The organism is Plantibacter sp. CFBP 8775, from assembly GCF_014839505.1.
GTDB lineage: Bacteria > Actinomycetota > Actinomycetes > Actinomycetales > Microbacteriaceae > Plantibacter > Plantibacter auratus.
Genome location: NZ_JACYNV010000002.1, coordinates 1,191,990 through 1,215,934 on the forward strand (window position 1 = coordinate 1,191,990; position 23,945 = coordinate 1,215,934).

22 protein-coding genes and 1 riboswitch are annotated in these 23,945 nt (G+C 70.0%); of the genes, 10 read left to right on the forward strand and 12 right to left on the reverse strand.

Annotation, left to right across the window (positions count from 1 at the left end):
* Window positions 1-15 precede the first annotated feature (15 nt).
* The 3 genes from IFR14_RS17960 to IFR14_RS17970 form a co-directional block, all read right to left on the reverse strand.
* Window positions 16-336 (reverse strand): hypothetical protein, encoded by a 321-nt coding sequence (locus IFR14_RS17960; protein WP_191941823.1) that lies wholly within the window; start codon window positions 334-336, stop codon window positions 16-18.
* A 406-nt stretch (window positions 337-742) separates the two neighbouring features.
* A complete protein-coding gene (locus IFR14_RS17965; protein ID WP_124767411.1) occupies window positions 743-1,750 on the reverse strand; it encodes a DMT family transporter in 1,008 nt (335 codons plus the stop codon).
* Complete coding sequence (locus IFR14_RS17970; protein WP_198425068.1) at window positions 1,750-3,024, reverse strand: AI-2E family transporter; 1,275 nt, start codon at window positions 3,022-3,024, stop codon at window positions 1,750-1,752. Before IFR14_RS17970 ends, IFR14_RS17965 begins: the two co-directional genes overlap by 1 nt.
* Before the next feature lie 165 nt (window positions 3,025-3,189).
* On the opposite strand from IFR14_RS17970, the gene IFR14_RS17975 reads away from it, so the two are divergent.
* Genes IFR14_RS17975 through IFR14_RS17985 form a run of 3 tightly spaced genes read left to right on the forward strand, consistent with a single transcriptional unit; the run spans window position 3,190 to window position 4,740 of the window.
* Window positions 3,190-3,765 carry an RNA polymerase sigma factor gene (locus tag IFR14_RS17975; protein ID WP_229940005.1) on the forward strand — a complete coding sequence of 192 codons (576 nt, stop codon included), beginning with the start codon at window positions 3,190-3,192 and terminating at the stop codon, window positions 3,763-3,765.
* On the forward strand, window positions 3,762-4,379 hold the full coding sequence (locus IFR14_RS17980) for an Asp23/Gls24 family envelope stress response protein (RefSeq protein ID WP_191941824.1): 618 nt from the start codon (window positions 3,762-3,764) through the stop codon (window positions 4,377-4,379). The genes IFR14_RS17975 and IFR14_RS17980 overlap by 4 nt, the downstream gene beginning before the upstream one ends.
* Window positions 4,372-4,740 carry a hypothetical protein gene (locus tag IFR14_RS17985; protein ID WP_191941825.1) on the forward strand — a complete coding sequence of 123 codons (369 nt, stop codon included), beginning with the start codon at window positions 4,372-4,374 and terminating at the stop codon, window positions 4,738-4,740. The genes IFR14_RS17980 and IFR14_RS17985 overlap by 8 nt, the downstream gene beginning before the upstream one ends.
* A gap of 61 nt (window positions 4,741-4,801) precedes the next feature.
* On the opposite strand, the gene IFR14_RS17990 is transcribed toward IFR14_RS17985, so the two are convergent.
* Window positions 4,802-8,479, reverse strand: a complete 3,678-nt coding sequence (locus tag IFR14_RS17990) for an SdrD B-like domain-containing protein (protein WP_191941826.1) — start codon at window positions 8,477-8,479, stop codon at window positions 4,802-4,804.
* Between the two features lie 397 nt (window positions 8,480-8,876).
* Between IFR14_RS17990 and IFR14_RS17995 the strand changes: the two genes are divergently transcribed.
* From IFR14_RS17995 to IFR14_RS18010, 4 genes are all read left to right on the forward strand, one after another.
* Window positions 8,877-9,308 (forward strand): MarR family winged helix-turn-helix transcriptional regulator, encoded by a 432-nt coding sequence (locus IFR14_RS17995; protein ID WP_064294625.1) that lies wholly within the window; start codon window positions 8,877-8,879, stop codon window positions 9,306-9,308.
* Between the two features lie 88 nt (window positions 9,309-9,396).
* Window positions 9,397-10,899 (forward strand): DNA-3-methyladenine glycosylase 2, encoded by a 1,503-nt coding sequence (locus tag IFR14_RS18000; protein ID WP_249407041.1) that lies wholly within the window; start codon window positions 9,397-9,399, stop codon window positions 10,897-10,899.
* Window positions 10,896-11,456 carry a methylated-DNA--[protein]-cysteine S-methyltransferase gene (locus tag IFR14_RS18005; protein WP_079706621.1) on the forward strand — a complete coding sequence of 187 codons (561 nt, stop codon included), beginning with the start codon at window positions 10,896-10,898 and terminating at the stop codon, window positions 11,454-11,456. Before IFR14_RS18000 ends, IFR14_RS18005 begins: the two co-directional genes overlap by 4 nt.
* Window positions 11,457-12,228: 772 nt before the next feature.
* Window positions 12,229-13,599: a cryptochrome/photolyase family protein gene (locus tag IFR14_RS18010; protein WP_191941827.1), complete on the forward strand. Its 1,371-nt coding sequence runs from the start codon at window positions 12,229-12,231 to the stop codon at window positions 13,597-13,599.
* A 161-nt stretch (window positions 13,600-13,760) separates the two neighbouring features.
* Here IFR14_RS18010 and IFR14_RS18015 read toward each other — a convergent pair whose 3' ends face one another.
* Together IFR14_RS18015 and IFR14_RS18020 are read right to left on the reverse strand one after the other, a co-directional pair.
* Window positions 13,761-14,417, reverse strand: a complete 657-nt coding sequence (locus IFR14_RS18015) for a LuxR C-terminal-related transcriptional regulator (protein ID WP_191941828.1) — start codon at window positions 14,415-14,417, stop codon at window positions 13,761-13,763.
* Window positions 14,410-15,675, reverse strand: coding sequence for a sensor histidine kinase (locus IFR14_RS18020; RefSeq protein WP_191941829.1), 1,266 nt, complete (start codon window positions 15,673-15,675; stop codon window positions 14,410-14,412). The genes IFR14_RS18015 and IFR14_RS18020 overlap by 8 nt, the downstream gene beginning before the upstream one ends.
* 176 nt (window positions 15,676-15,851) lie before the next feature.
* On the opposite strand from IFR14_RS18020, the gene IFR14_RS18025 reads away from it, so the two are divergent.
* The 3 genes from IFR14_RS18025 (at window position 15,852) to IFR14_RS18035 (ending at window position 18,156) form a co-directional block, all read left to right on the forward strand.
* Entirely contained in the window at window positions 15,852-16,937 is a 1,086-nt protein-coding gene (locus IFR14_RS18025) for an ABC transporter permease (protein ID WP_191941830.1), read from the forward strand.
* A 61-nt stretch (window positions 16,938-16,998) separates the two neighbouring features.
* The gene (locus IFR14_RS18030) at window positions 16,999-17,703 is read left to right on the forward strand and encodes an ABC transporter ATP-binding protein (protein ID WP_191941831.1); all 705 of its coding nucleotides are present in this window, start codon (window positions 16,999-17,001) and stop codon (window positions 17,701-17,703) included.
* 51 nt (window positions 17,704-17,754) lie between these two features.
* A complete protein-coding gene (locus IFR14_RS18035) occupies window positions 17,755-18,156 on the forward strand; it encodes a hypothetical protein (protein WP_191941832.1) in 402 nt (133 codons plus the stop codon).
* A gap of 680 nt (window positions 18,157-18,836) precedes the next feature.
* Here IFR14_RS18035 and IFR14_RS18040 read toward each other — a convergent pair.
* The 6 genes from IFR14_RS18040 to thiM all read right to left on the reverse strand — a co-directional run bounded on the left by IFR14_RS18040 (window position 18,837) and on the right by thiM (window position 23,811).
* Entirely contained in the window at window positions 18,837-19,529 is a 693-nt protein-coding gene (locus IFR14_RS18040; RefSeq protein ID WP_137243988.1) for a hypothetical protein, read from the reverse strand.
* Window positions 19,526-19,903: an ArsR/SmtB family transcription factor gene (locus tag IFR14_RS18045; protein WP_198425069.1), complete on the reverse strand. Its 378-nt coding sequence runs from the start codon at window positions 19,901-19,903 to the stop codon at window positions 19,526-19,528. Before IFR14_RS18045 ends, IFR14_RS18040 begins: the two co-directional genes overlap by 4 nt.
* Window positions 19,904-20,343: 440 nt before the next feature.
* Entirely contained in the window at window positions 20,344-20,640 is a 297-nt protein-coding gene (ppnP, locus tag IFR14_RS18050) for a pyrimidine/purine nucleoside phosphorylase (RefSeq protein WP_191941833.1), read from the reverse strand.
* A gap of 47 nt (window positions 20,641-20,687) precedes the next feature.
* Window positions 20,688-22,256: a bifunctional hydroxymethylpyrimidine kinase/phosphomethylpyrimidine kinase gene (locus IFR14_RS18055; RefSeq protein WP_191941834.1), complete on the reverse strand. Its 1,569-nt coding sequence runs from the start codon at window positions 22,254-22,256 to the stop codon at window positions 20,688-20,690.
* Window positions 22,253-22,963, reverse strand: coding sequence for a thiamine phosphate synthase (gene thiE, locus IFR14_RS18060; RefSeq protein WP_342365737.1), 711 nt, complete (start codon window positions 22,961-22,963; stop codon window positions 22,253-22,255). The genes IFR14_RS18055 and thiE overlap by 4 nt, the downstream gene beginning before the upstream one ends.
* Entirely contained in the window at window positions 22,960-23,811 is an 852-nt protein-coding gene (thiM, locus tag IFR14_RS18065; RefSeq protein WP_191941835.1) for a hydroxyethylthiazole kinase, read from the reverse strand. The genes thiE and thiM overlap by 4 nt, the downstream gene beginning before the upstream one ends.
* Window positions 23,803-23,903: riboswitch (TPP riboswitch) on the reverse strand. It overlaps the preceding gene by 9 nt.
* Window positions 23,904-23,945: the final 42 nt, after the last annotated feature.

A 23,945-nucleotide genomic window follows, 5' to 3' on the forward strand; every position in this document is an offset into this window, starting at 1 on the left:
TGATCAGCGGGCGGGTCACACCGACACCTGTTTGGCGTGCATCCATCGTGACGCCGCTTCGCTCTCACGCGTATCCCCGTAGGCGATGAGCGCAAGCGCTTCCAGGACCTCACGGTGTCGCGCGATCCCCTCGATGGCGACGATGTCGCCCTCGTCGTCCCTTCCCAGTCGAGCGCTCCGCGCCGCTACACCGATGTTCTCGGCGACGAGGACACCCGTCCCTCCGGAGAAGGACAATCCAAGCTCGAGGACGAGCCTGGGCGTGAACTGCCGCTTGATGTCGTCACTCCTCGCCCTCCGAAGCTCAGCCCGTCCGCGGAGGATCTGGCCAGCCAATGCACCGGCCTCCATCTGCCTGATCCGACCCTTCAGCCGACTTCGCGTGGACCCCTCGACCTCGGACGTCATGCGACTCGACAGGAGATCCAATGCCGCGGAGCAGGTCGTGTCGGACCAGTCACGACCATGGTGGGACGTCCTCGCGGCCATACGAACGTGCTTCGCGGAGACCGCATGAGCGGAGCCGTGACGTGCGGCCTCAATGCGGCCGCTGGCAGCAGCTCGGCGGACCTGCCGCGCACTGATGCCGAGCTCGCGGGCGGCTTGTGCGGCCGTCAGTTTCATACATATATGGTCCGCAAATTGACGTTCAATGTCAATTGGCCCCCTGGCACGGGGATAGAGACACTGACGGGCCCGGTGAGTGGGTGTTCCACTCGCCGGGCCCGTCGGACGTCACACGTCAGATGACGCGCGGTTTCTTCGGCTTCTCGCCCGGTGCCGGGACCGGGCGCATCGCGAGCTTCCACACGCCGAAGACGGCGATCGCGCCGGCGACGACGAAGAGCACGAGCGCGAACCAGGGAGCGCTGGCCGCCTCACCGAGCACGACGATGCCGATGCCGACGGCGACGAGCGGGTCGACGACGGTGAGGCCCGCGACCACCAGGTCGGGCTGTCCGCTCTGGTGGGCCTTCTGGACGAAGAACCCTCCGAGTCCCGCCGCGACGAGCAGCGCGATGATGCCGACGACGGTGAGGCCCTCGAAGTTCTGCGTGATGACCCGGTTGATGACGACCTTCGCGAGGGTCACGACGAAACCGTACAGGACGCCGGCCGCGACCACGTAGAACACCGTGTGCAGCTTCCGGCGCCACAGCGCGTACGCGCCGGCGAGCGCCAGCGTCACGACCGCGAGCATGATGAGGATGATGATGAGCTGCGGCTGGCGGATCGGCTCCTCCACCGCGTAGAGCGCGGCGACGATCACGAAGAGGCCGATGCCGGCGACGCAGAGCACCATCGCGCGGGTCTGCTCCTTGGTGATCTTGACCCGGGTGACCCTGGCGTTCAACAGCGCCGTGATCACGAGGGCGATCGCACCGAGCGGCTGCACGACGATGAGCGGTGCGAAGGCCAGCGCGACGAGCTGGAAGACGATGGCCAGGCCGAGCAGCAGGGTGCCGATGAGCCAGGACGGGCGACCGAGCAGCTGCGGGAGCTGCTTCAACCCGAACGCCGACGAGGCCGCCTCGACCTTCCCGACGCCCCGGGACTGGAGCTGGGTCCCCACCGCCAGGAAGAAGGCGCCGACGAGGGCGATCGGGATGCCGATCGCCTGGTACGGCGTGACGCTGATCGTGGGGATGTCGAGGTCGACCGCGGCCCGAGCGGACTGCGCGACGACGCCCGCGGTACCCGACAGCAGCAGGGCGCCGGCCGCGAGGACCGGGAACGACGTCGCCGCCATCACTTCGCCGCCGCGCTCGTGCCGACGGCCGCCGTCTCGGCGTCACCGAGTTTGTTCTCCGGCACCACCTTGGAGTCCTGGCTCGGGAAGACGACCTTCTGCACGATGATGATGATCGACGCGGCGACCGGGATCGCGACGAGGGCGCCGAGGATGCCGCCGAGGGCACCGCCACCGAAGGCCGCGATGACGACGAGGGCGCCGGGGACGGCGACCGCCTTGTTCATGATGCGTGGGCTCAGGACGTACGCCTCGATCTGCATGTAGATCAGGTAGTAGATGATCGCGATGAGCGCGGTGACCGGGGAGACGAAGAGGCAGAGCGCGCTGTTCACGATCGAGGCGCTCAGCGTGCCGACGAGCGGGATCATCGAGCCGATGAACGCCAGCAGGGCGAGCAGCGGCGGGAAGGGCGCTCCGATGATGCTGAGGAAGATGAAGCTCAGCACACCGTTGACGAGCGCGAGCCCGACCTGCCCGACGACGTAGCGTCCGACGGCCTGGGTGATCTCCTCGAGCACCTGCGCGAAGCCCTCACGGCGGTAGGCGGGGAGGAAGCGGTACGTGACGGCCTTCATCGAGCGCAGCGATGCGAGGAAGTACAGGGTCAGGATGAGGACGATGATCGAGCCGGTGACGCCCGATGCGACGCCCGCACCGACCGCGACGATGCCGCCTCCGATGTTCAGCAGGTTGTTGGGGTCCTTGAGGAAGGAGAACGCGTCGTTGAGCGCCGAGTCGATGTCGAGCGTGTTCCCGATCGTGTTCTGCACCCACGCGACGAAGTCGCTGTTCAGGAACTGCTGCGAGATCCGGGGGTAGTCGCTCACGAAGTTCGAGATCTGCGTCACGAGCAGCGGCACGATGGCGAAGATGATGCCGACGAACGCGCCGATCACGGCGAGGAAGACGACGGCGATGGCGAGGCCACGCGGCAGCTTCTGCTCGAGCCAGGAGACGAGCGGGTCGAGGCCGAGCGCGATGAAGAGCGCCACGCCGACGTAGATCAGGGTGGTGCTGAGCTGCGTGACGATGCTGCCGATCACGAGCGCGACGAGCACGCCGATGCCGCCGACGAGGCCGATGCGGAACGCGTTGATACGCACGCTCGGAGCCGAAGGCTGGAGGGCCGCGACCACGGCGGCCGACGGCGGTGAGGAGGCTGCGGCCTTCGCGGCGCGCTCCTGCTTGGCCTCCTGGTGCTTGGCGCGCCTGGCCTCGCGCTCCTCCGGGGTGGAGGAGAACCCGGGCAACCGGAGTTTGGGGGTCTTCATCGTGCGGTCTCCTCGGTGGTGTTGCGATCGTGGTGCTGGGGGCGTTCACATGGATCGCCGCTCTGTGCCTACAGTAGTGAGACGGAGCCCGGCTCGCAGATGTCACGGTCGGGTGTGACGAAACCGCCGGAAGTTGTCTCGGCCGGCACAGAGAGGTGGCAGGCGGTGGGTGTCGATCCAGTGCGCAGGTCGGGCGGCCTCCTCGAGCAGGCGACCGACCGGACCCTCGTCGAACGGTGCGTCGACGGCGACACCCGCGCGTTCCAGGTGCTCATCACGCGCTACGGCCGGATGATGAAGGCGTATGCCGTGCGACTCACGCGCTCCTCGGCGGACGGCGACGACGTCGTCCAGGAGGCGCTCATCTCCGCCTGGAAGCGGATCGACACGCTCGAGGACGGCGCGATGGTGAAGAGCTGGTTGATGCGCATCGTCAGCCGCCGGGCGATCGACCTGATGCGGCAGCGCAAGGACACCGAGTCGACGGACGACGCCATCATCGAGGCCCCGGAGCGCGACGGACCCGAACGGCGAGCCGAAGCGTCGTCGCAGCTGGGAGCACTGTCAGCAGCACTCGACAGACTGCCGCACGGACAGCACCAGGCTTGGGTGCTCCGCGAGATCGGCGGATACTCGTACGAGGAGATCGCCGAACAGCTGGGGCAGAGCGTCGCCAGCGTCCGAGGGAGTCTCGCACGGGCTCGAGCGACACTGGTCAAGGACATGGAGGGGTGGCGATGAACACCGAAATTCCGGGCTCCGGACCGGGCGAACCGGGCGGTTGCGCGCACGGCATCGACGCCCTCACGGACTACCTCGAACGCGACATGCTGCCGGCCGACCCGTCGATCGACGAGTCGCCCGAATGCCAGCGGATCCTCCGGTCCCTGCGACGGGTCCGCTCGCTCGCCGCGCCATTGCGGGAGGCGGACGAAGCGGCGGTCACCGCACTCGACCAGGACTGGATCCGCGGGATCATGGAGAACATCGGCCGTGAGGCGAAGGCCGGACGCGACATCCCGTTCGCCGCGTCCGACGACGACGCGGCGCTCGTCATCACGGAGGGCACGGTCCGCGGGTTGGTCCGCGGTGCCGGCGACCGCACGCCCGGCGTGCTCGTGGGTCGCTGCGTGCTCGAGGGCGACGTCACCGTGGTCGGCGAACCGATCATGCTCCACGTCACCGTGAGCATCGGTTGGGGCAAGTCGGTCGCCGACACGGTTGCGTTGTTCCGCGAGGAGGTCGCCGCCAGCCTCCGGCAACACACGGACCTCGTCGTGGCAGGTCTCGACATCGTCGTCGACGACCTGCACTTCGAGGCCGATGAGATCGGAGAGGTGGGGGACGATGCATGACCTGACGGAGACGGACGACGACCTCGGAACGCTCGCGAGTTCGCTCGACGACGTGATCCTGGCGATACCGGGCGTCGACGGGTTGACCGCCGTCGAGCCCACACTGCTCCGGGCCGCGAAGGAGGGTGTCGGCGCACTGCTCGGCTCGCCCGACCAGCAGGCACGGGTGAGCGTCAAGCGCGTCCGAGGCGTCCTGACCGTCCACGCCAACATCTCCGTGGCAGCTGAGGCGGCCTCCCCTGCCGTCGCGCAGGCGGTCCATCGCGCCATCGCGGAGCGGCTCCCCTCGTCCACCGACGAGGGTGCACCGTCCATCACCGTCCGCGTGATCGACGTCGTCCCGAGCGGCTCCCAGGACTGACACGAGCGCGCACGGTCCCGATTCGGGATCGTGCGCGCTCGATGTGCGGTGGCTGCTCGACTCAGCCGTTCGACTCCTCGGCGTCACTGCGGGCGCGACGCGCACGCACGACGAGGAGTGCCGCCCCGCCGATCACGAGCAGGAGCATCGCGGCGATCATCGCCTGGTCGAGCCAGAGCACGCCGGTCGTGGCCAGCGGACCCTGCGCTCCGGTCGTACGCTCCGGTGTCGCCTGCGGCGCCTCGGACGGCGTCGGCGTCGGCTCCGAGGGAACGGACGGGTCCGTCGGCTCCTGGGGATCGGTCACCGGCGGGGTCACCGGCAGCTCCACCTCGACGATGCCGCCGTTCCAGGTGAGGTCGACCGCGTCCGCGCCGGTCGGCGACGGGTCGACTACGACGATGTCCTCCATGGTGGACGACTGCGGATCGAGCGCCGAGTTGACGAGGCCGTCGTCACCGACGCGGAAGCCGGTGATCTCCGCACCCTCAGGCAGGTCGACACTGATGGTGTACGCACCCGACACGAGCCCGCTGAAGCGGTATCGGCCGTCGGCGTCCGTCTCGGTCTCCTCGGAGACGGTGGCGCCGTGCTTGTCGACGCCGTCCAGCCGGAGCGGCACACCGGCCACGCCGTCGCCGGGCTGTCCGTCGGCACCGTCGTCGTCGAGTCCGTCACCGTCACGGTCCCACCAGAGGCGCTCGCCGATCGACGAGGAGACGACGGTCGTCGCCACGAGCGGGGAGCGCGCTCCGAGGGTCTGCGACGCCGAGCGCACCGTGGCGTCGTTCCGGTACTCCGCCCCGGACACTGCGCCGTCCGTCGTGAGCTCGACGGCGATCTCGTGGCGTTCGAGCGCGTCGAGTTCGGCGACCTCCACACGGAACGCGGTGACGTCGGCGAGCGATGCGGGACACGCCTCCGCGCCGAAGTCGTCGGCGGTGCACCATTCGAAGCCGCCCGGGAGCCCCCGGGAGGTGTCCGTCCCGTCGATGGCGGACGCGGCCTGCACCGCGGCCGGATCGGCGGAGGTGTAGAGCACCCGATCGCCGTCGGCGGCCTCGATCTCGTCGGCCAGGACGCCGGCCGCGGTCGACCCGCGGGTGTCGCCGACGAACGGGAGGACGTCCACCAGTGCGACGTCCTCCTGAGCGCCGGTGGCGTTCATGTTCGCGTAGGCGAGGCGGTAGTCGATCCGGTCGCCGGACTCGACGACGTGCTGTTCGACGCTCTTCTGCACGCGGAGCCCACCGGGCGCACGAAGCGACACGGTCTGGCGCCCGTAGTGCGCATCCTGCATCGTGGCGTCGTCAGGGACCTCCTCAAGCGAACCCGGGTCGTCCGGGCTCGCGACGACCACCTGGTTGACCAGGTCGCCGACGAGCGTCGCATCCGAGGTCGCCCAGTACCGGATGACGGGCTCCGCACCGCGCTCGACCTGTCCGAGCTTCCAGGTGAGGAGGGTGGTGCCGTCTTCGGCGAGCTCGACCGAGTCGGGCACGTGCGACACCTCCGTCGGGTCGTAGACGAGCCCGGCGGGCAGTCGGTCGACGACGACGACGTCACGAGCGGCGTTCCCCTGGCCGGGCACGCTCGTGATCTGCGGTGTCACCTCGAACCGCACGCGGTCACCCGCGAGCAGTTGGGCCGGCGAACCAGGGTCCACGGCCGGCTCGATCGCCCGCTTGCCGATGCCGATCACGGCGTTGGCCGCGATGAGGCGGTCGCCACGGGGGTAGCCCTCGTTCGTCGGTTCGGCAGGGTCGTACTTGCTGTGGTACCAGCCGTCCTTCGCGTACCATGCGCTCGTGTCGCGATCAACGGGATACTGCTCCGGGCTGTAGAGCGAGTAGCTCTCGGCGAGGAGCGTGCCGGCCGCAACGCCCTCGTTCAGCTCGAGGGTGAGCGAGGCCATGACGGACGCGCCGATGGCGATGACCCCGTTCGCACTCCGGTAGCGGATCTTGGTGATGTCTTCAGCATCGATCGACGAGGGGTCGGTCGTCCAGACGTCGTCGCCGTCGTTGCAGGTCGTGTTGTTCATCTGCTTCCACCGGGTCGCGTCGTCCGCCCCCACGTCGACGGTCGGCCGGGTGCCGTACTCGATGACGATGTCCGTGGTGCCGTGCGAGCGCGCGGGCACCCCGTCGCTACCGACGGCCGCATGCTGTGTCTTCGTGTCGAAGGCCTGGCAGAACACCTGGCCGGTGAACTCCGTGCCGCCGCGGTTGTTGAACATCGTCAGCGCACGGTACTGCTGGCCGGGGACGACGACGCCGTCACCCGAGCCCGGGAGGAACTGGCCAGGGACCGGGATGAGCTTCGCGGTCTCGTCGATATAACGGGTGCCGTGGCTGCCGTCGGGCCGACGGACGAGGTTCGCAGTGGCGCTGTTGTCGTCGAGCGGCTCAGCGGCGTTCACGATCGGCCCGCCGGCAGCGTCGATGCCCGTCGCGACGAGGTCGCGGAGCGTGATGCGGGTGTTGAGCGAGCCGTTGGCGGGCACGTCGTCGCGCGGGACGAAGACACCGAAGCGACCGAGCGCGAGGTAGCCACGGAGCGGGATGGCGGCTCCGTTGGCGGTCTTCGTCGGGATGTGGTCGGCGCTGAGGTCGGCGCCCGACACGGTCACGACGATGCGTCGTGCGTCGTCCGGGTCGATCCGGCAGGTCCAACGACCGGAGTCCGTGACGGCGTTCTCGCCACCGCCGCGGACCTTCGGGAACACCCGGCTCTCCGCGGCTCCTGCGGTGCAGGCGGTCTCGTTCGACAGACGGGCGTTCGGGCTCACGTCGTCGAGGTCGATCACGAACGTGACGTCCTCGGTCACGTTCGCCTGACCGCGGGCGCCGAGCCCACCTGCAGCGTTGTAGCCGGCCAGGTCGAGATACGCGTCGTAGTGGACGCGGAACCCGGAGAGGCCGTCCTGCTGGGCGGTCGTCGAGATCAGTTGCGGGCGCACCCCGAGGTTCACCCGCGGGCCGCTGCTCGCGGTCGTCGCGGGGACCTCGGTCGCGTCCTCGGCGAGGGCGCCTGAGGCCACGTCGTTCGCGGCCGCGCTGAGTGCTCCCGCCGGGGAGGTGAGCACGGAACCGTTCGGCATGCTCTCTGCCGTCGCGACGAGGTCGTAGGTGGTGACGGAGTTCGGCAGGACGCCGCGGATGACGCACTCGAGGGCGCTTCGGTCGTCGCTGACGGTCGACCCGGCGCCGCAGTAAGCGGGGAGCCCGCTGACGACCGGCCAGCGCAGGCCGTCGGGGAGGGTCTGTCGAACGGTCACGAGGTCGCCGGCTGCGGCTCCGTCGAGCTGGATCTCGACGCGGTAGGTGACCGTGTCGTGCGTGCGGACGACGTCGTTCGTCGCGCTGCTGTCGTGGCCGGGCGCGTCGTCCGCGTCGAACGGGGCGGTGCCGGTGGCGACGCCCGCGAGCACGATCTGCAGCGCGAGGTCGGCGTTCGGGATCACGGCGTCGGGGGTGGCGGCGGGTTCGGTCGGCGGGGTCGACGGGATCGTCGGCGGGGTGTCGTCGGGGTCGCTGCCCGAGGATGGCTCGTCGGTGTCGACCGGGCCGTTGTCGGTGGGCTCTTCGACGGGCGCGGGGTCCGTCGGTGCCGTTGCAGGGATGCCGGCCGCTGTCGCGGGCGAAGCGACCGTGCCGGTCAGCAACGCGGAGAGCGCGACGATGGCGCCCGCGTGGGCGGTGACGATCCGGCGTCGGGGCCGGTGCGGTGTGGACATGGGGTCTCGTCTCGGTAACGTGTGGTCGGGTGGTATTTCAGAGCGTAACATAATAAACACACGTGGGGAAGTGGGGCATCGGCACCCGTGCACTCGCGCTCCGCCGGGGTAGCGCACTCGGACAACTCCCAGCAAAAATAACGTTCTGATAACTACCGCTCGTTACCGATCCGTTATATGGTTTTGGAACGTTAGTTGTTTTGCTGTGGCAGCTGACGGAATGTGATTGCAGGACACTCTTGGTGCAAGGGAAAGAGAGCCGGTCGTAGCCTCTGCGACCGGCTCTCGTCATGTCCGGAGACGATACGGAGCGCAACCACCCCACCTCGACGCACCGCTCGACGGCCGTCCAGGATAGATTCAGGTGGTGGATCGTCGGACGGCAGCGGGAGCAGGTATGGACGAGAGGCGACTCGCGATCGCCGCGTGGGAGTCACTGTTCCGCGCGCAGGTCGACGTGATGCGCCACATCTCGCACGACTTCCCGAGCCACGGCATCTCGCTCAACGAGTACGACGTCCTGCACACGATGTCGCGGGAGCCCGATCGTCGCATCCGTCTGCGCGACCTCAACTCGAGCGTGCTGCTCTCCCAGCCGAGCATCAGTCGCCTGGTCGATCGGCTCGTCGCGCGCGGACTGGTCGGCAAATGTCCCGACCCGGACGACGGCCGCGGCACCCTCGTCCGCATGACCGACGCGGGCTACGAGGTCTACCGCGCGGTCGCCATCGCCCACGGCGCGACGATCGCCGAACGCGTGACCACCTCGCTCAGCCCGCAGGAGATGGCGACCCTCGCGGCGCTCAGCGACAAGCTCCGCGGAGCGTGACCCGCGTCGGCTGAGTCGCCACCCAGACCTCCACTGTCGTGTCCGATTTCCGCTCGTCCGTCGTTGTGGTGCATGTCAGACTCGGATCATGGACGACACCCGGAGTATGGACTTCGCCGAACGCTACCGCGCGATCCAAGCCCGAGACCAGCGCTTCGACGGGCAGTTCATCACGGCCGTGAGCTCCACGGGGATCTACTGCCGGCCGTCCTGCCCGGCTCGGACTCCGAAGCCGGAGAACGTCACCTTCTACGCGACGAGCGCGGCAGCGCACGAGGCCGGTTTCCGCGCCTGCAAGCGGTGCCTGCCCGAGGCGGTCCCCGGAACCCCGGCCTGGAACCTCGGCAACGACGTCGCCGCGCGCACCATGCGCCTCATCGCCGACGGTGTCGTCGAACGCGAGGGCGTCCCCGGACTCGCCTCGCGCCTCGGGTACTCGAGCCGCCATCTGACACGGATCCTCAGCGCCGAGTTGGGCGCCGGTCCGCTCGCCCTCGCCCGGGCGCATCGGGCGCAGGGCGCACGACAGCTGCTGACCGGCACCGACCTCCCCTTCGGCGACATCGCCTTCGCCGCCGGATTCTCGAGCGTCCGGCAGTTCAACGACACGATGCGGGAGGTGTTCGAACTGACCCCGGGCGAGCTGCGCGCGAAGCACCGGGCGGTCGGCGAACACGCGCCCGGATCGATCACCCTGTCCCTCCCGTTCCGTCGTCCGTTCGACGCTGCGGGCGTCTTCGCCTGGCTCGCTCCGCGCGCCGTCGAGGGTGTCGAGCTCGCCGGCCCGGACCGCTACGCGCGGCTCCTCGCCCTCCCAGGTGGCACCGCCTGGTTCGAGGTCCGGCAGGTCGGTGACGACCTCCGGCTCACCGCCGAGGTGACGGACCTCGCCGACCTGCCGGTGCTCGTCTCGCGGGTCCGACGGCTCTTCGACCTCGACGCCGACCCGACGTCCGCCGACGCCGTCCTCGCGACCGACCCGCGTCTCGCCGCGTCGGTCGCGGCCACCCCCGGCATCCGACTCCCCGGGGCGGTCGACCCGGAGGAGATGCTGGTCCGGGCGATGGTCGGCCAGCAGATCACCGTGGCCGCGGCGCGCACCCAGCTCCGCCGTCTCGCGGACGAGGTGAGCACGACGGTCCCCGAACGACACGGGCTGCACCGGCTCTTCCCGACGGCGACGCAGATCGCGAACGGCGGGGAGGCCGCCCTCGTCGGGCCCCGGGCGCGGATCGACAGCCTGCTCGGCGTCGCGCGGGCACTCGCGTCCGGTGAACTCACGATCGGCTTCGGCGACGACCGTGACGAGCTCCGGACCCGCCTGCTCGCCATGAAGGGGATCGGCCCGTGGACGGCCGACTACGTCAGCATGCGGGTGCTCGGCAACCCCGACGCCTTCCTGCCCGGCGACGTCGCCGTCCGCACCGGTGCCGGCCGGCTCGGCTTGGCGTCCGACGCCCGCAGCCTCACCGCGGAAGCGGAAGCTTTCGCCCCGTGGCGCTCCTACCTCTGCCTCCACCTGTGGAAGGCGACCTCCACTCCGGCGCCGTCCGCCGCACCGTCAGCCCTCGAGAAAGGTCCAGCAGCATGACCACCATCATCTCCAGCACGAGCGCCCGCCGCGGTGACGGCCGGGCGTCCGGCGCGCAGCTCACCGCGACCAGCCAGACCGTCGACACCCCGGACGGCCCCTTCACGATCCTCGCGCGGGAGGACGGGGCGGTGCTCTCCTCAGGGTGGTCCGACGACATCGGCGTCATGCTCGAACGGATCCGGCCCGCCGACCGCCCCGGCGAGACCGTGGCGGGGACGATCGCGGCGATGGACGCCGTCCGCGCGTACTACGACGGCGACCTGGCGGCGATCGACCTCGTACCGGTCGCCCAGTTCGGCGGTCCGTTCCGCACGCACGCCTGGACGGTGCTGCGGACGATCGCCGCGGGGCACCCGGTGACCTACACGGAGTTCGCCGCGGCGAGCGGTCGACCGTCGGCGGTCCGCGCTGCGGCGAGCGCCTGCGCGACGAACGCCCCCGCCCTGTTCGTCCCGTGTCATCGCGTCCTCCGGACCGACGGGACACTCGGCGGGTTCGCCTGGGGACTCGACGTGAAGCGGTCGTTGCTCGACCGCGAGGCCGCGCTGAGCTGAGTGACCCTTCGACAGGCTCAGGGACCGGAGGAGGAAACACCGGAGCACGAGGACACGCGTCCAGACCGGGAGAACCCGCCCGCAGTCCCTGAGCCTGTCGAAGGGCGGCTCCTCGCCGTGGGCACTTCGACAAGCTCAGTGACCGGAGGAAGAGCAATCGGAGCACGAGGGCACCCGTCCAGACCGGGAGAACCCGCCCACGGTCCCTGAGCCTGTCGAAGGGCGGCTCCTCGCCGTGGGCACTTCGACAAGCTCAGTGACCGGAGGAAGAGCAATCGGAGCACGAGGGCACCCGTCCAGACCGGGAGAACCCGCCCACGGTCCCTGAGCCTGTCGAAGGGCTGCGTCACACCGGGGCACTTCTACAAGCTCAGTGACCGGAGAAGGAGACAGCGGAGCACGAGGGCACCCGTCCAGACGGGGAGAACCCTCCCACGGTCCCTGAGCCTGTCGAAGGGCGGCGCCTCCCCGTGGGCACTTCGACAAGCTCAGTGCCCGGAAGAGGGGCTCAGGGACCGGAGGAGGAAACACCGGACCACGAGGACACGCGTCCAGACCGGGAGCACCCGCCCACGGTCCCTGAGCCTGTCGAAGGGCGGCACCTCCCCGTGGGCACTTCGACAAGCTCAGTGACCGGAAGAGGGGCTCAGTGCCCGGAAGAGGGGCTCAGGGACCGGAAGAGGGGCCCAGTGACCGGAAGAGTTCAATGACCGGGACGGGCGGGTCCGGTCAACCCTGCGGACCGAACGGATCGTCCGCGTAGGCTGACGGGATGGCTGCTGCCCCGACGATAGTATGGTTCCGTGACGACCTCCGCCTGGCGGACAACCCCGCGCTGCTCGCAGCGGTCGAGCTCGGCGCCCCGGTCCTCTGCCTGTTCGTCCTCGATGACAGTGAAGAACTGCGACCGCTCGGCGGCGCGTCACGCTGGTGGTTGCACCACAGCCTCGAGGCGCTCGGCGACGACATCCGCGGTCTCGGCGGCGCGCTGCTCCTGCGGTCCGGGAGCGCGGCGACCATCGTGCCCGAACTCGCCCACTCGATCGGTGCCGGCGCCGTCCTGTGGAACCGTCGCTACGGCGCGGCCGAGCGCGAGATCGACGCCGGGATCAAGTCGGAGCTGAAGGACGCCGGGCTCGACACGCGCAGCTTCGCCGCGAACCTCCTCGCTGAGCCGTGGGAGATCGTCACCGGACAGGGACAGCCGTATTCGGTGTTCACCCCGTTCTGGAAGGCCTCGCTGCAGCGGCACGCGGCGAACCCGCCGAGACACCCCCTCCCCGCGCCGACCGCACTGACCGCCCTGGCCGAACCGCCCTCGGGCGACGAGCTCGGCTCCTGGAACCTGCTCCCGACGAAGCCGGACTGGGCGGCCGGACTCCGGGAGCAGTGGACGCCCGGCGAGGCCGGCGCCGACGCGCGGCTCGCCGAGTTCCTCGACGACGGCGTCACGGGCTACGCGGAGGACCGAGACTTCCCGGCCCAGCCGTCGACCTCCGGACTCTCCCCGCACCTCCGCTTCGGCGAGATCAGCTCGCCGCAGATCTGGCACGCCGCCCGCGACGGCCGGCGGCACCTCGGCGACGACGGCGCGACCTTCCTCAAGGAGCTCGGCTGGCGCGAGTTCGCCTACCACTGCCTCTTCGCCTTCCCAGACCTCGCGACGCGCAACTGGCGTCAGGCCTTCGACCGGTTCCCCTGGCCGGACGTCGACCAGGACGCCTTCGACGCCTGGACCGCCGGGAGGACCGGCATCCCGCTCGTCGACGCCGGCATGCGGGAGCTCTGGACGACGGGCACCATGCACAACCGGATCCGGATGGTGACGGCGTCGTTCCTCACCAAGAACCTGCTCATCCACTGGAAGCTCGGCGAGGACTGGTTCTGGGACACGCTCGTCGACGCCGATCCCGCCTCCAACCCCTTCAACTGGCAGTGGGTGGCCGGCAGCGGTTTCGACGCCTCGCCGTACTTCCGGATCTTCAACCCGGAACGGCAGCGCGAACGCTTCGACGCCGACGACGCGTACATCAAGCGGTGGGTGCCCGAGTTCGGGACGCCCGACTACCCCGAGCCGATCGTCGACCTCGGCGAGACGAGACAGGCTGCGCTCGCGGCGTACGAGCAGGTCAAGGGGGCGTAGCTCCGGGCCATCGTCCTTCGACCCTTCGACAGGCTCAGGGACCGGGATTCGGCTCAGTGACCGGGTGGATTGGCCCCTGAGACAGTCGACCCTTCGACAAGCTCAGGGACCGGGGTGGGCGCTCAAGGACCGGGATGGGCGCTCAGGGACCGGGGTGGGACTCAGCGCGTGCGGAAGAGACCGGCGCGCTGGGCCGCGGCGATCGCCGCCGAGCGGTTCGACACGTCGAGCTTCGTGTAGATGTGGGCGAGGTGCGACTTCACCGTCGTCTCCCCGACGTGCAGTCGCCCGGCGATCTCCAGGTTGGTGAGCCCCTCGGCCGCCCGCGCGAGCACCTCGATCTCCCGCGCGCTCAGCGCCTGTTGCGGTGCGCTCACCCGAGCGACCAGCCGGGTCGCCACGGCCGGCCCGAGCACCGAGTTCCCGCGGGCCGCCGAGCGGATGCCGTCGATGAGATCCTCCGGGGCGGCGTCCTTCAACAGATACCCCGCGGCTCCGGCTTCGATCGCGCCGAGGATGTCGGCGTCGGAGTCGTAGTTCGTCAGTACGAGGACCGACGGACCGCCCGGCAGCACCACGATCTCCCTCGTCGCGTCGATCCCCGTCGGACCGTCGCCGAAGCTCAGGTCCATGAGGACGAGGTCCGCGCCGGGTGCGGCGGCCACGGCCTCGGCTGCGGTCGACGCGGTACCGACCACCTCGATGTCGGCGATCGGCGCGAGCACCGCGAGGAGTCCGGCTCGGACGATCGGGTGGTCGTCCGCCACCACGACCCGGATGACCGGCGGCTCGTCGGCATCCGTCGCATCGTCATGCATGGGCGTCCCCTTCCGCTCCTGGTGCCGCGAACCGCACGGTGATGGTCGTGCCGGCGCCCGGCGCGCTGCGCACCTCGACCTCGCCACCCAGTTCGGTGATGCGGCGGCGCATGGACACCATGCCGAACGAACCGCCCGCAGTGCGCTCGGCGACCCTCGCCGGATCGAACCCCGTCCCGTCGTCGTCGATGTCGAGGATGACCTCCTCGTCGAGGTAGGTGAGCGTGACGTCCGCCCGGCTCGCTCCGGCATGCCGGACGACGTTCGCGAGACTGCTCTGCGCGGCCCGGAGGAGCGCGGTCGTCACCGGTGTGCCGAGGACGAACGCATCACCGGTGACCGTCGTGGAGACCGGCGTGCCGCTTTCGGCGGTCGTCGTCTCGGCGAGCCGTCCGAGCGCGTCCGCGATCGTCGCGCCCACCAACGCCGGCGGGCTCAGCTCGTCGATGAGGCTGCGCGTCTCGGCGAGGGCCGTCGCTGCGGCGTCCCTCGCCAGCCCGATGTGCGAGCGCAGCTGCTCCGTGCCCGGCTGCTCGAGCGCGGAGCGTTCGGCCGCGTGCAGGAGCAGTTGGATACTCGACAGAGCCTGGGCGACCGTGTCGTGGAGGTCCGCGGCGAGGCGCTCGCGCTCCGCCAGCTTGCCCGCCTGCCGACCCCGCTCGGCGAGCTCCTCGCGTGCTGCGACGAGCTCGGCGATGAGTCGCTCCCGCTCGGCCGCCTCCCGGGCCAGCGCCTCGTAGCCGAGTCCGATCGCGACGGCCACGGCCGCACCGACGAGCGGCCCGACCACTCCCCCGACGCTGAAGCCGGCGTGCAGACCGATCGCCACGACCGCGGCGATGGTGGCGATCACGACGGCGGGCACCGCGACGGCCCTGGGGAGGAGGTGCAGATAGAGGAAGAACAACGGGAAGACGAGGTAGGCGGCATCCGGGCTGAGCAGGACGAGGACCACCCACTCGATGCTGAGCACCACCAACCAGGCGAGGACGGACAGCCGACCTCGACGGACGCCCGCCGACACGGTGGCGCGGTCGGTCCCTCCGCTGGCGGCCACCGCTCGGCGGACCCGACCGCCGAGGATCGTGCCAGCGGCGTAGGTGAGCAGCATGACGACGGCGAGGACGATCGCCGCGAGGGCCGTTTGGCCACCGACCGAGACGGATCGCGCGATCACGAGCACGATGAGTGCGGTGACGAGGCCGTGGAGGCCGAGCTGCAGGCCGGTGAACACGGGGCTGAGTGCCGAGTGCTTCATCCGCCCAGCGTACGGCGGGGATCGTCCTCGCGAATCATCAGAAAGGTGGAACGTCGCCTCCACCTGACCGCGCCGGAGGACCGTCCCGTCCGACGATGCCCGGCGTCGGCGACGCGACGAGGCTGGAATCCTGCCGCACCACGGAGACGCCGTCGGGCGGCTGACAAGGAGTCCCCATGTTCGTCGCCTGGCGCGACATGCGCTTCGCCACCGGTCGCTTCGTGCTGATCGGGGCGGTCGTCGCCCTCATCACCCTGCTCGTCGGATTCCTCAGCGGCCTCACCGCTGGACTGGCGAACCAGAACATCTCGGCGATCACCGGGCTGGGTGCGTCGAGCCTCGTCCTCGCGGCCCCGGCGGACGGCGAGCAGGCGACGTTCGCGGACTCCGCGATCGACGCGGACGCGGCGACGACGTGGGCTGCGGTCCCCGGGGTGGACGGTGTCCAGGAACTCGGCATCAGCCAGACGCGGATGACCACTGAGGATGCGCGCACCTCCGTGGCACTGTTCGGGATCAGTGGTGACGCCGTCGCGGGTCGCGCCGCCGACGGGACCGCCGACGGGACCGCCCGCCTGAGTCGGACCGCCGCGGAGGCCCTCCACGTCTCCCGAGGCGACACCGTCTCGATCGGTGGCAGCGAACTCGAGGTCGGTTCGGTCGTCGACGACCAGTGGTACAGCCACACCCCGGTCGTCTGGACGAGCCTGTCCGAGTGGCGGTCGCTGCAGGCCGCGCAAGGGTCGCCCGGCGACGGAGCGACCGCGCTCGCCATCTCCGGGAACCCGAGCGCCGATGCGGTGGCGGGAGCGGAGCAGGCCACCGGCACGGTGTCGAAGGACGTCCTGTCGTCCCTGCTCGCAATCGGCTCGTTCCGCTCGGAGATCGGATCGCTCCTCCTCATGGTCGCCATGCTGTTCGGGATCTCCGCGCTCGTCATCGGAGCCTTCTTCACGGTGTGGACCATGCAGCGCGCGGGCGACGTGGCGATCCTCAAAGCGCTGGGGGCGACGACCCGTCGACTCTCGCTGGATGCCCTCGGCCAGGCGCTCGTCCTCCTCGTCCTCGGGGTCGGGCTCGGCATCGGCATCACCGCCGCACTCGGTTCCGCGGCGGGCACAGCGCTGCCCTTCGTGCTCAGCCCACTGACGACGCTCGTGCCCGGGGTGATCATGATCGCCCTCGGCCTGATCGGCGCCGCGTTCGCCCTGCGGTCGATCCTCTCGGCCGACCCGCTGACCGCGCTCGGCGGCAACCGGTGAACGCGTCCGACCTCCCTGCCCCCTTCCTCGCACCCACCCTCGTCACCATCGGAGTCTCCGCATGATCTCGCTCACCGACGTCACCCTCACCTTCCCCGACGGCGACCACCGCGTCACCGCCGTCGACCGCGCGACCCTCACCGTCCCGGCCGGAACCGTCTCCGCGCTCACCGGGCCCTCGGGCTCCGGGAAATCGAGCGTGCTCGCCGTCGCGGCCGGCCTCATCCGGCCCGACAGCGGCCTCGTGGAGGTGGCCGGGGTCGACGTCACCTCCCTCGACCGCCGTGCGGCCACCGACTTCCGCCGTACGAGGCTCGGCATCGTGTTCCAGCAGGCCAACCTGCTGCCGTCGCTCACGGCCCTCGAGCAGCTGTGCGTTCTCGGGACGCTCGGCGGCCGCGCATCGCGGGCCGACCGGACGCGCACCCGCGAGCGGGCCGCGATGCTGCTCGCCGCCGTCGGGCTCGCCGACCAGGCGGGCAAGCGGCCGCACCAGCTCTCGGGTGGTCAGCGGCAGCGGGTCAACATCGCTCGCGCCCTCATGAACGAGCCCGATGCGCTCGTCGTGGATGAACCGACCAGTGCCCTCGACCACGAGCGCGGGTCCGCGATCATCGAGCTCATCCTCGAACTCACCGCGACCTCTGGCGCCGCGACGCTGCTGGTCACCCACGATCGGAGCCACCTCGACCGGATGGACCAGGTGCTCATCATGGAGGACGGTCGACTGAGCGCCGCCGCCGACGCGCTGGCCTTGCGGTCCTGAGGTCCACCGTCGCCCGGCGGTAGGGTGAGGTCACGTCGAGAGAGGACCGTCATGCGCCGTGCGACCCGTGGGCTGACCGTGATCGCGATCGTCGGAGCCGTGCTCGGCACGAGTGCCTGCACCGGTGGCGCGGACTCGCCATCCGGTCAGAGCTCCGCGAGCGAGGCCGGCGTGATCGCACCCGTCATCGTGCAGCTCGTCGATCAGGACGGCCGCACCGTCACCGTCGGTCTCGACAACGTGGTGGACCTCGTCGCCGTCGATCCGACCGTGTGGTCCGCGGAGGTCGAGGATCCGTCGATCGCGGAGTACGTGCCGGGCGGATCCCGCGGCGGCGCGTCGTTCAACCCCGGTCTGCAGCCGCTCGAGGTCGGGAGCACGACGGTGACGCTGACGAACAGCTCCGACGATTCGACCGTCGTCCTCACACTCGAGGTCGTCGAGCGGTCCTGAGCCGGGGACGGTCGGACGACCCGAACCGGTCCCTGAGCCTGTCGAAGGGCGCACTCCAACCGGTCCCTGAGCCTGTCGAAGGGCGCCACGGCTGCATCTCGACAAGCTCGGTGACCGGTCGAACAGCGCTCAGCTGTCGAGGTAGCGGCACAGGTAGGCGAGGCGGGTCACTCGTCGAGACCCAACAATCCGGCAGCGACATCTCCTCAGCTAGCCTGAAACCCAGACGGTGGTGCGTTGACCGGTTCAGACCGCCATCATTTCTGAGCGCAAACGGCCGGGTCAACGACTAGCTTTCCCTCCACGGCCTGCGCTGGCGTTGCAACTCCCGAGACGGCGGTTATGCCAGGACCGGTACGTCACGCCGCACAAACCGCAGCGCTCCCAGACCCAGCGTCGCGATGGCCCAGCCGAGAAGGGCTAGCATCCCGGGGCCTATCCCAACTGAGTAGGACAGTGCTGCGCCCTCGAACATCCCTGGGCCACGCACGGCATCCGCGAGCACACCGAAGGGGAGGTAGTTCACAAACGTCACCCCGCCCGTCAGCACTGCGGAGAGTGGGCGGAGGCTCGATTCCACGATGAGCGCGCCGAAGATGATGATGACGCCACCGAGTACGCGTGGATATCAGCCTGTCTTGGAGTAACTCCCGCGTAATCGCAGCGGTCGACGGCGCGAGTCACGCCCGCCTCATCCGCAGAACGGCGGACACTGCGATACCCCCAAACACCAGCACGACCCCGCCGGATGCGACGAAGACAGCCGCTGCGGGGACAGCCAGTGCGGCCACGAACACAGCGACGCCGACCAGGATCAACGCGACTCCGCCCAGACGAGACGCCGGCCCGAGCGCGGCACGGAAGGATTCTTCGACGGCGCTGAATGTCTCTCCATCCGGCCGCGCAAGAGGCAGGTATACCCCGAGGATCACAAGGAGCACTCCGGCTGCCGCGCCGACGATCGAGGTGACCGCTAGATCCTCGCCGGTCTGGAGGCTGACGAACACGACGTGCAGTGCCGGGAACAGCACACAGAGACCGATGACGAACGCGCCAAGCACGCGGGCGGACGCACGTCGACCGGACGCACTGGTGCGGCGGATGCCCGCCATGAGCTTCGCGTCAAGCGTCGGCGCGACCGCGAGCAGAACGGTCATCACGACGAGCACGATAGGCATCGCGACCGCCGTCACCTCACGGTTCACCACGCTCGTCCCATGACGACCGTCGGACTCCCGCGTCACTATCTGGGCAGCCATGTCTGGCCACCGGACGATGCTCCATGCGAGCATCCCGACGACCGCGATCGCCGCGATCACGAACACTGCGCGTGGGAGCCTCGCGCTCCGATCCTTGGTGACAGCGGTGGTCATCTTCGTTCCTCCTCTCGGCCGGACAGACCGTCCGTGCCGGTTGTCGATTTGTCCTCCACCGACGACGGTCCACGCAGCGCAGTGAGCAGCAGAATGGCCTCGTCGATCGCGGTGAGGTTGATGCGGTACTGGATCTCCGTCCCGCGTCGACGCGACACCACCAGCTCCGCGTCCCGAAGGGTGCGGAGATGGCCGGACAGTGTCGCCCCCGAGACGCCGACGGCCGCGGCAATGTCACCTACACGGACGTAGTCGCGAGAACGGAGGTGCCTGAGGATCGCCTGACGTGTCGGATGCCCCAGAGCGGCGAACCTACCGCCTTCGTTATTTCGCGACATAGCGAAATAATAGCTGTGGGAGGCACCAAGCACCACCCGCCTAAACTACGCTGACGCTCTCCCGCCGATGCTGCGTCAGTGGATAGCGAGTCCTGCAACGACACGATGACGACGCAGTCGCCGTGAGGAACGTCGCACCATGCCGCCACGAAACGGAGATCTCAGAGGGGTTCGAACGAGAACATGAATAGGCTCCCTCGGCAATATCTCGTCAAGGGCGCAGACCTGCGCGAGTTCTCCATGGGTGACGTCGACGGTATCGCCGATCGAATCGACACGCGGCCCCGTCCAGTACTCGCCTGGGCAACATCAGCCGAACTGCTTCTCCCACAGGTGCGCATTGAACGTCTGCACGCCCGAGGTCGTGGACTCCTGAAGCGCGGAGCGGTCCCCGCGTGGGCCGGCCACCGAGCTGCGCCGCGCGGAGCCTGTCGAAGGGCGCACTCACCCCGGTCCCTGAGCCTGTCGAAGGGCGCTCAGATGTTGAGGTAGCGGCAGAGGTACGCGGTGGTGACCTCGACCTCGACCTGGAAGCTGCTGCTGCCCGGGACACTGAACTGCGCGTCGGGCCCGAAGTCCTGCCAGGCACTCGTGTTCGGCAGCAGCACGCGGAGCTTGCCGGAGATCACGGACATCTCCTCGGCCTTGCCCGTGGTGAAGGTGTACTCCCCCGGCTCCATCACTCCGACGCTGGCCGACTCCGCACCGGGCTCATTCGTGGTGAACCCGATCGACTTCACCTTGCCGTCGAAGTACTCGTTGCTGGTCAGCATCAGGGGCCTCTCGTCGTGGTCCGGGATCGCGGCGGCGGATCCGGCCTTCATCGTATCGGCTCGGCGAAGAACGCCTCCTCGTGCGCGGCCGAGGCCAGGAACGCCCGACGCATCGTCTCCCGGCCGGCCTCGTCCGTACGAGCTGCCGCCCCGGCGACGATCTCGATCGCTCGGGCGTTCGCCGTCGCGAAGGCGGGGTCGGCGTAGGTGTCGAGCCACGCGGCGAAGGGGTGCTCCGCGTGCGATGCGTCGACGAGCCGTTCACCGAGATCCTGATAGATCCAGAAGCAGGGCAACACGGCGGCGACCACCCGCCCGTAGTCGCCGTCGACGGTCGCCGCGTGCAGGTGGTCGAGGTACGCCGTGGTCGTCGCCGACGGTTCCACATCCATACCGCCGACGGCATACATGCTGAGCCAGGTGCGGTGCAGCTCCATCTCGGCCTCGATGGAGCCCGCCGCACCGGTCGCCCAGAACACCTGCTCCTCGGCCGTCGGCGCCAAGGCACTCGCTCTCGCGAGGACCCGCGAGTAGGCCCGCAGGTAGATCGCGTCCTGCTGCAGGTACCAGGCGAACCGGGCCGGATCGAGGGTGCCGTCCGCGAGCGTCGTGACGAACGGCAGGTGGTCGATCCGGTCCCGCAGCTCGGCGATGTCCTCCCACCAGCCCGTGAGGATGCCAGCGCCGTCCTGGCGGCCCGATGTCATCCCGGCCGACGCCCAGAGCTCGGCGAAGTGGCTGATCGGGCCGTTGCCCGAGCCGACCGCGAGCGCGTCCGCGTGCCGGAGGCTCGACGTGAGCCAGGCCTTCGCCTCGCCGAGCGCCTCGGTCCAGGACCCCGAACGGACGACGAGGGTGGCCATCGCGCTCGACAGGGAGCATCCGGTTCCGTGGGTGTTCCCTGTGTCGACTCGAAGACCGTCGAACTCGACGAGTGATCGGTCGCCGCCCAGACCACCGGTGGCGTCGACGAGCGCGTCCGGGCACGCGGTCGTCCCCGTCAGGTGCCCGCCCTTCACGAGCACGATCACGCCCGCCTGCGCCGACACCCGCTCCGCCTGGGCGAGCGCGTCAGCCCAGCTCGTCGCCACCGGTTCGTCCGCCAACACGGCGAGCTCCGGCAGGTTCGGGGTCACGAGGTCGACGTGCGGCAGGAGTGTGCGCATGGCCGCTTCGGCGTCGCGGTGGAGGAGGCGGTCCCCGCTCGTCGCCACCATCACCGGGTCGAGGACGACGGGTCCGGTCACGGTCTCCTGCAGCCAGGTCGACACGGTGTCGATGATCGCGACGTCGCCCAGCATCCCGATCTTGACCGCGTCGATCACCACGTCGTCCGCGACCGCGTCCAACTGCTCGCGGAGGAACCCGACGGGCGGGGTGTGCACGGATCGGACGCCCCGGGTGTTCTGTGCGACGAGCGCGGTGACGACCGCCATGCCGTATCCGCCGTTCGCGGCGATGCTCTTGAGGTCGGCCTGGATCCCGGCACCACCGGTCGGGTCGGTCCCGGCGATGCTCAGCACCCGGGGTGTGTCCCGCATGGTGACGGGTCGTCGACCGTGCACCCGGTTCTCGGTCGACGACGCCGGAGTCAGCGTCTGTTCCGCGGCGCTCATGCCGAGACCTCGGTCCAGGCCGCGCGGAACGCCCGTGCGGCCTCGGCCGGATCGTCGGCGGCGCAGATGGCGGAGACGACGGCGAGACCCGCGGCACCCGAGGCGTGGAGCTCGGCCGTGTCCGCCAGCGAGACACCGCCGATCGCGACGCACGGGAGCGGGGTCGCGGCGGCGATCGCGGCGAACCCCTCCACGCCCAGCGGCTCCGGATGGTCCGGCTTGGTCGTCGTCGGGCGGATGACGCCGACGCCCAGGTAGTCGACCGTCCCGAGTGGCAGCGCTGCGACCGCATCGAGGTGCGCCGAGGTGTTCGCCGTCAGTCCCACGACGGCGGCCTGTCCCACGATGCGACGCACGGCGTCGACCGGGAGATCGCTCTGACCGACGTGGACGCCGTGGACGACGGCACCGGCGGAACGGGCGGCGAGGAACACGTCGACCCGGTCGTCGACGAGGAGCAGCGCCCGACCGGCGACGACCTCCGCAGCACGCACGGCCAGGTCGAACAGCGCTCGCGCCGACGCGGTCTTCTCCCGCAGCTGGACCGCGGTCACCCCGCCGTCGACGGCTCGGCGCACGACGTCGAGGACACCGCGATCCCCGCTGGCCGAGGCGTCCGTGACGAGGTAGGTGGCGATACCGCGGCGCACGAGCTCGGCGTGCGAGCGGGCCGCGAGGACCCGGTCCGCGGTGGTCGAGGCGCTCACGCGATCACCGCCAGGCTGCGGACGGTGTCGGCATCGAGGAGGTGGAGGCGGTCGAGGAAGGCGGGAGCGAAGGAGCCGGGGCCACGGCTCTCCGCGGCCGCCAGCTGCGCGGCGACCGTGTACGCGGTGGTGGCCGCGACCGTCGTCAGCAGCCGGTCGTCGTCAAGCGACGCGAAGGCGGCGAGCACGGCACCGAGGGCACAGCCACCGCCCGTCACGAGGGTGAGCCAGGCGTGCCCGTTCGAGCATCGGACGATGCGTTCACCGTCGGTGATGACGTCGGTCGGGCCGGAGATCGCGACGACGGCACCCGAGGTGCGGGCGATCGCGGTGGCCGCCTCGATCGCGCTGTCGACCGAGTCGGTGCTGTCGACCCCGCGACCACCGGCGCCCAGTCCTGCGAGCGCGATGATCTCGCTGGCGTTGCCGCGGACGATCGTCGGCCGGAGGGCGAGGAGTTCGGCGGCGAGCGCCGTCCGCACCGGCAGGAAGCCGACGGCGACGGGGTCGAGCACCCACGGGGTGCCGGCCTCGTTCGCGGCGGTGGCGGCCTCGACCATGGCCTCGCGCTGCTCCGCCTGCGGCGTCCCGAGATTGAGGAGGACCCCGGAGGCGACGCTGGCGAACGGCCCGGCCTCGGTGGGGATGTCGGTCATCGCCGGAGCGGCGCCGATGGCGAGCAGCACGTTCGCGGTGAAGTTCGTCACCACGGCGTTCGTGATCGATTGGACGAGCGGCGTGCGCTCGCGCAGGCGGTCGAGGAGGTCCCCGGACGCGCTCGCGAACTCGCCGACGGACGGCTCGTCGGTGGACGGGTGGGCAGACTGCTGCGGTGTGCGAATGCTCATTCGCGACATCCCTTCGCTCGGACTAACGAGATCAGGTTCGACGGGTGTGTTCTCAGCCGATCGTCGTGGGATCGGCACCCCGTGTCACTCGCGACCACCCTAGCGGGTCGGCCCGGCTTCCGGTCCAGCGGGCG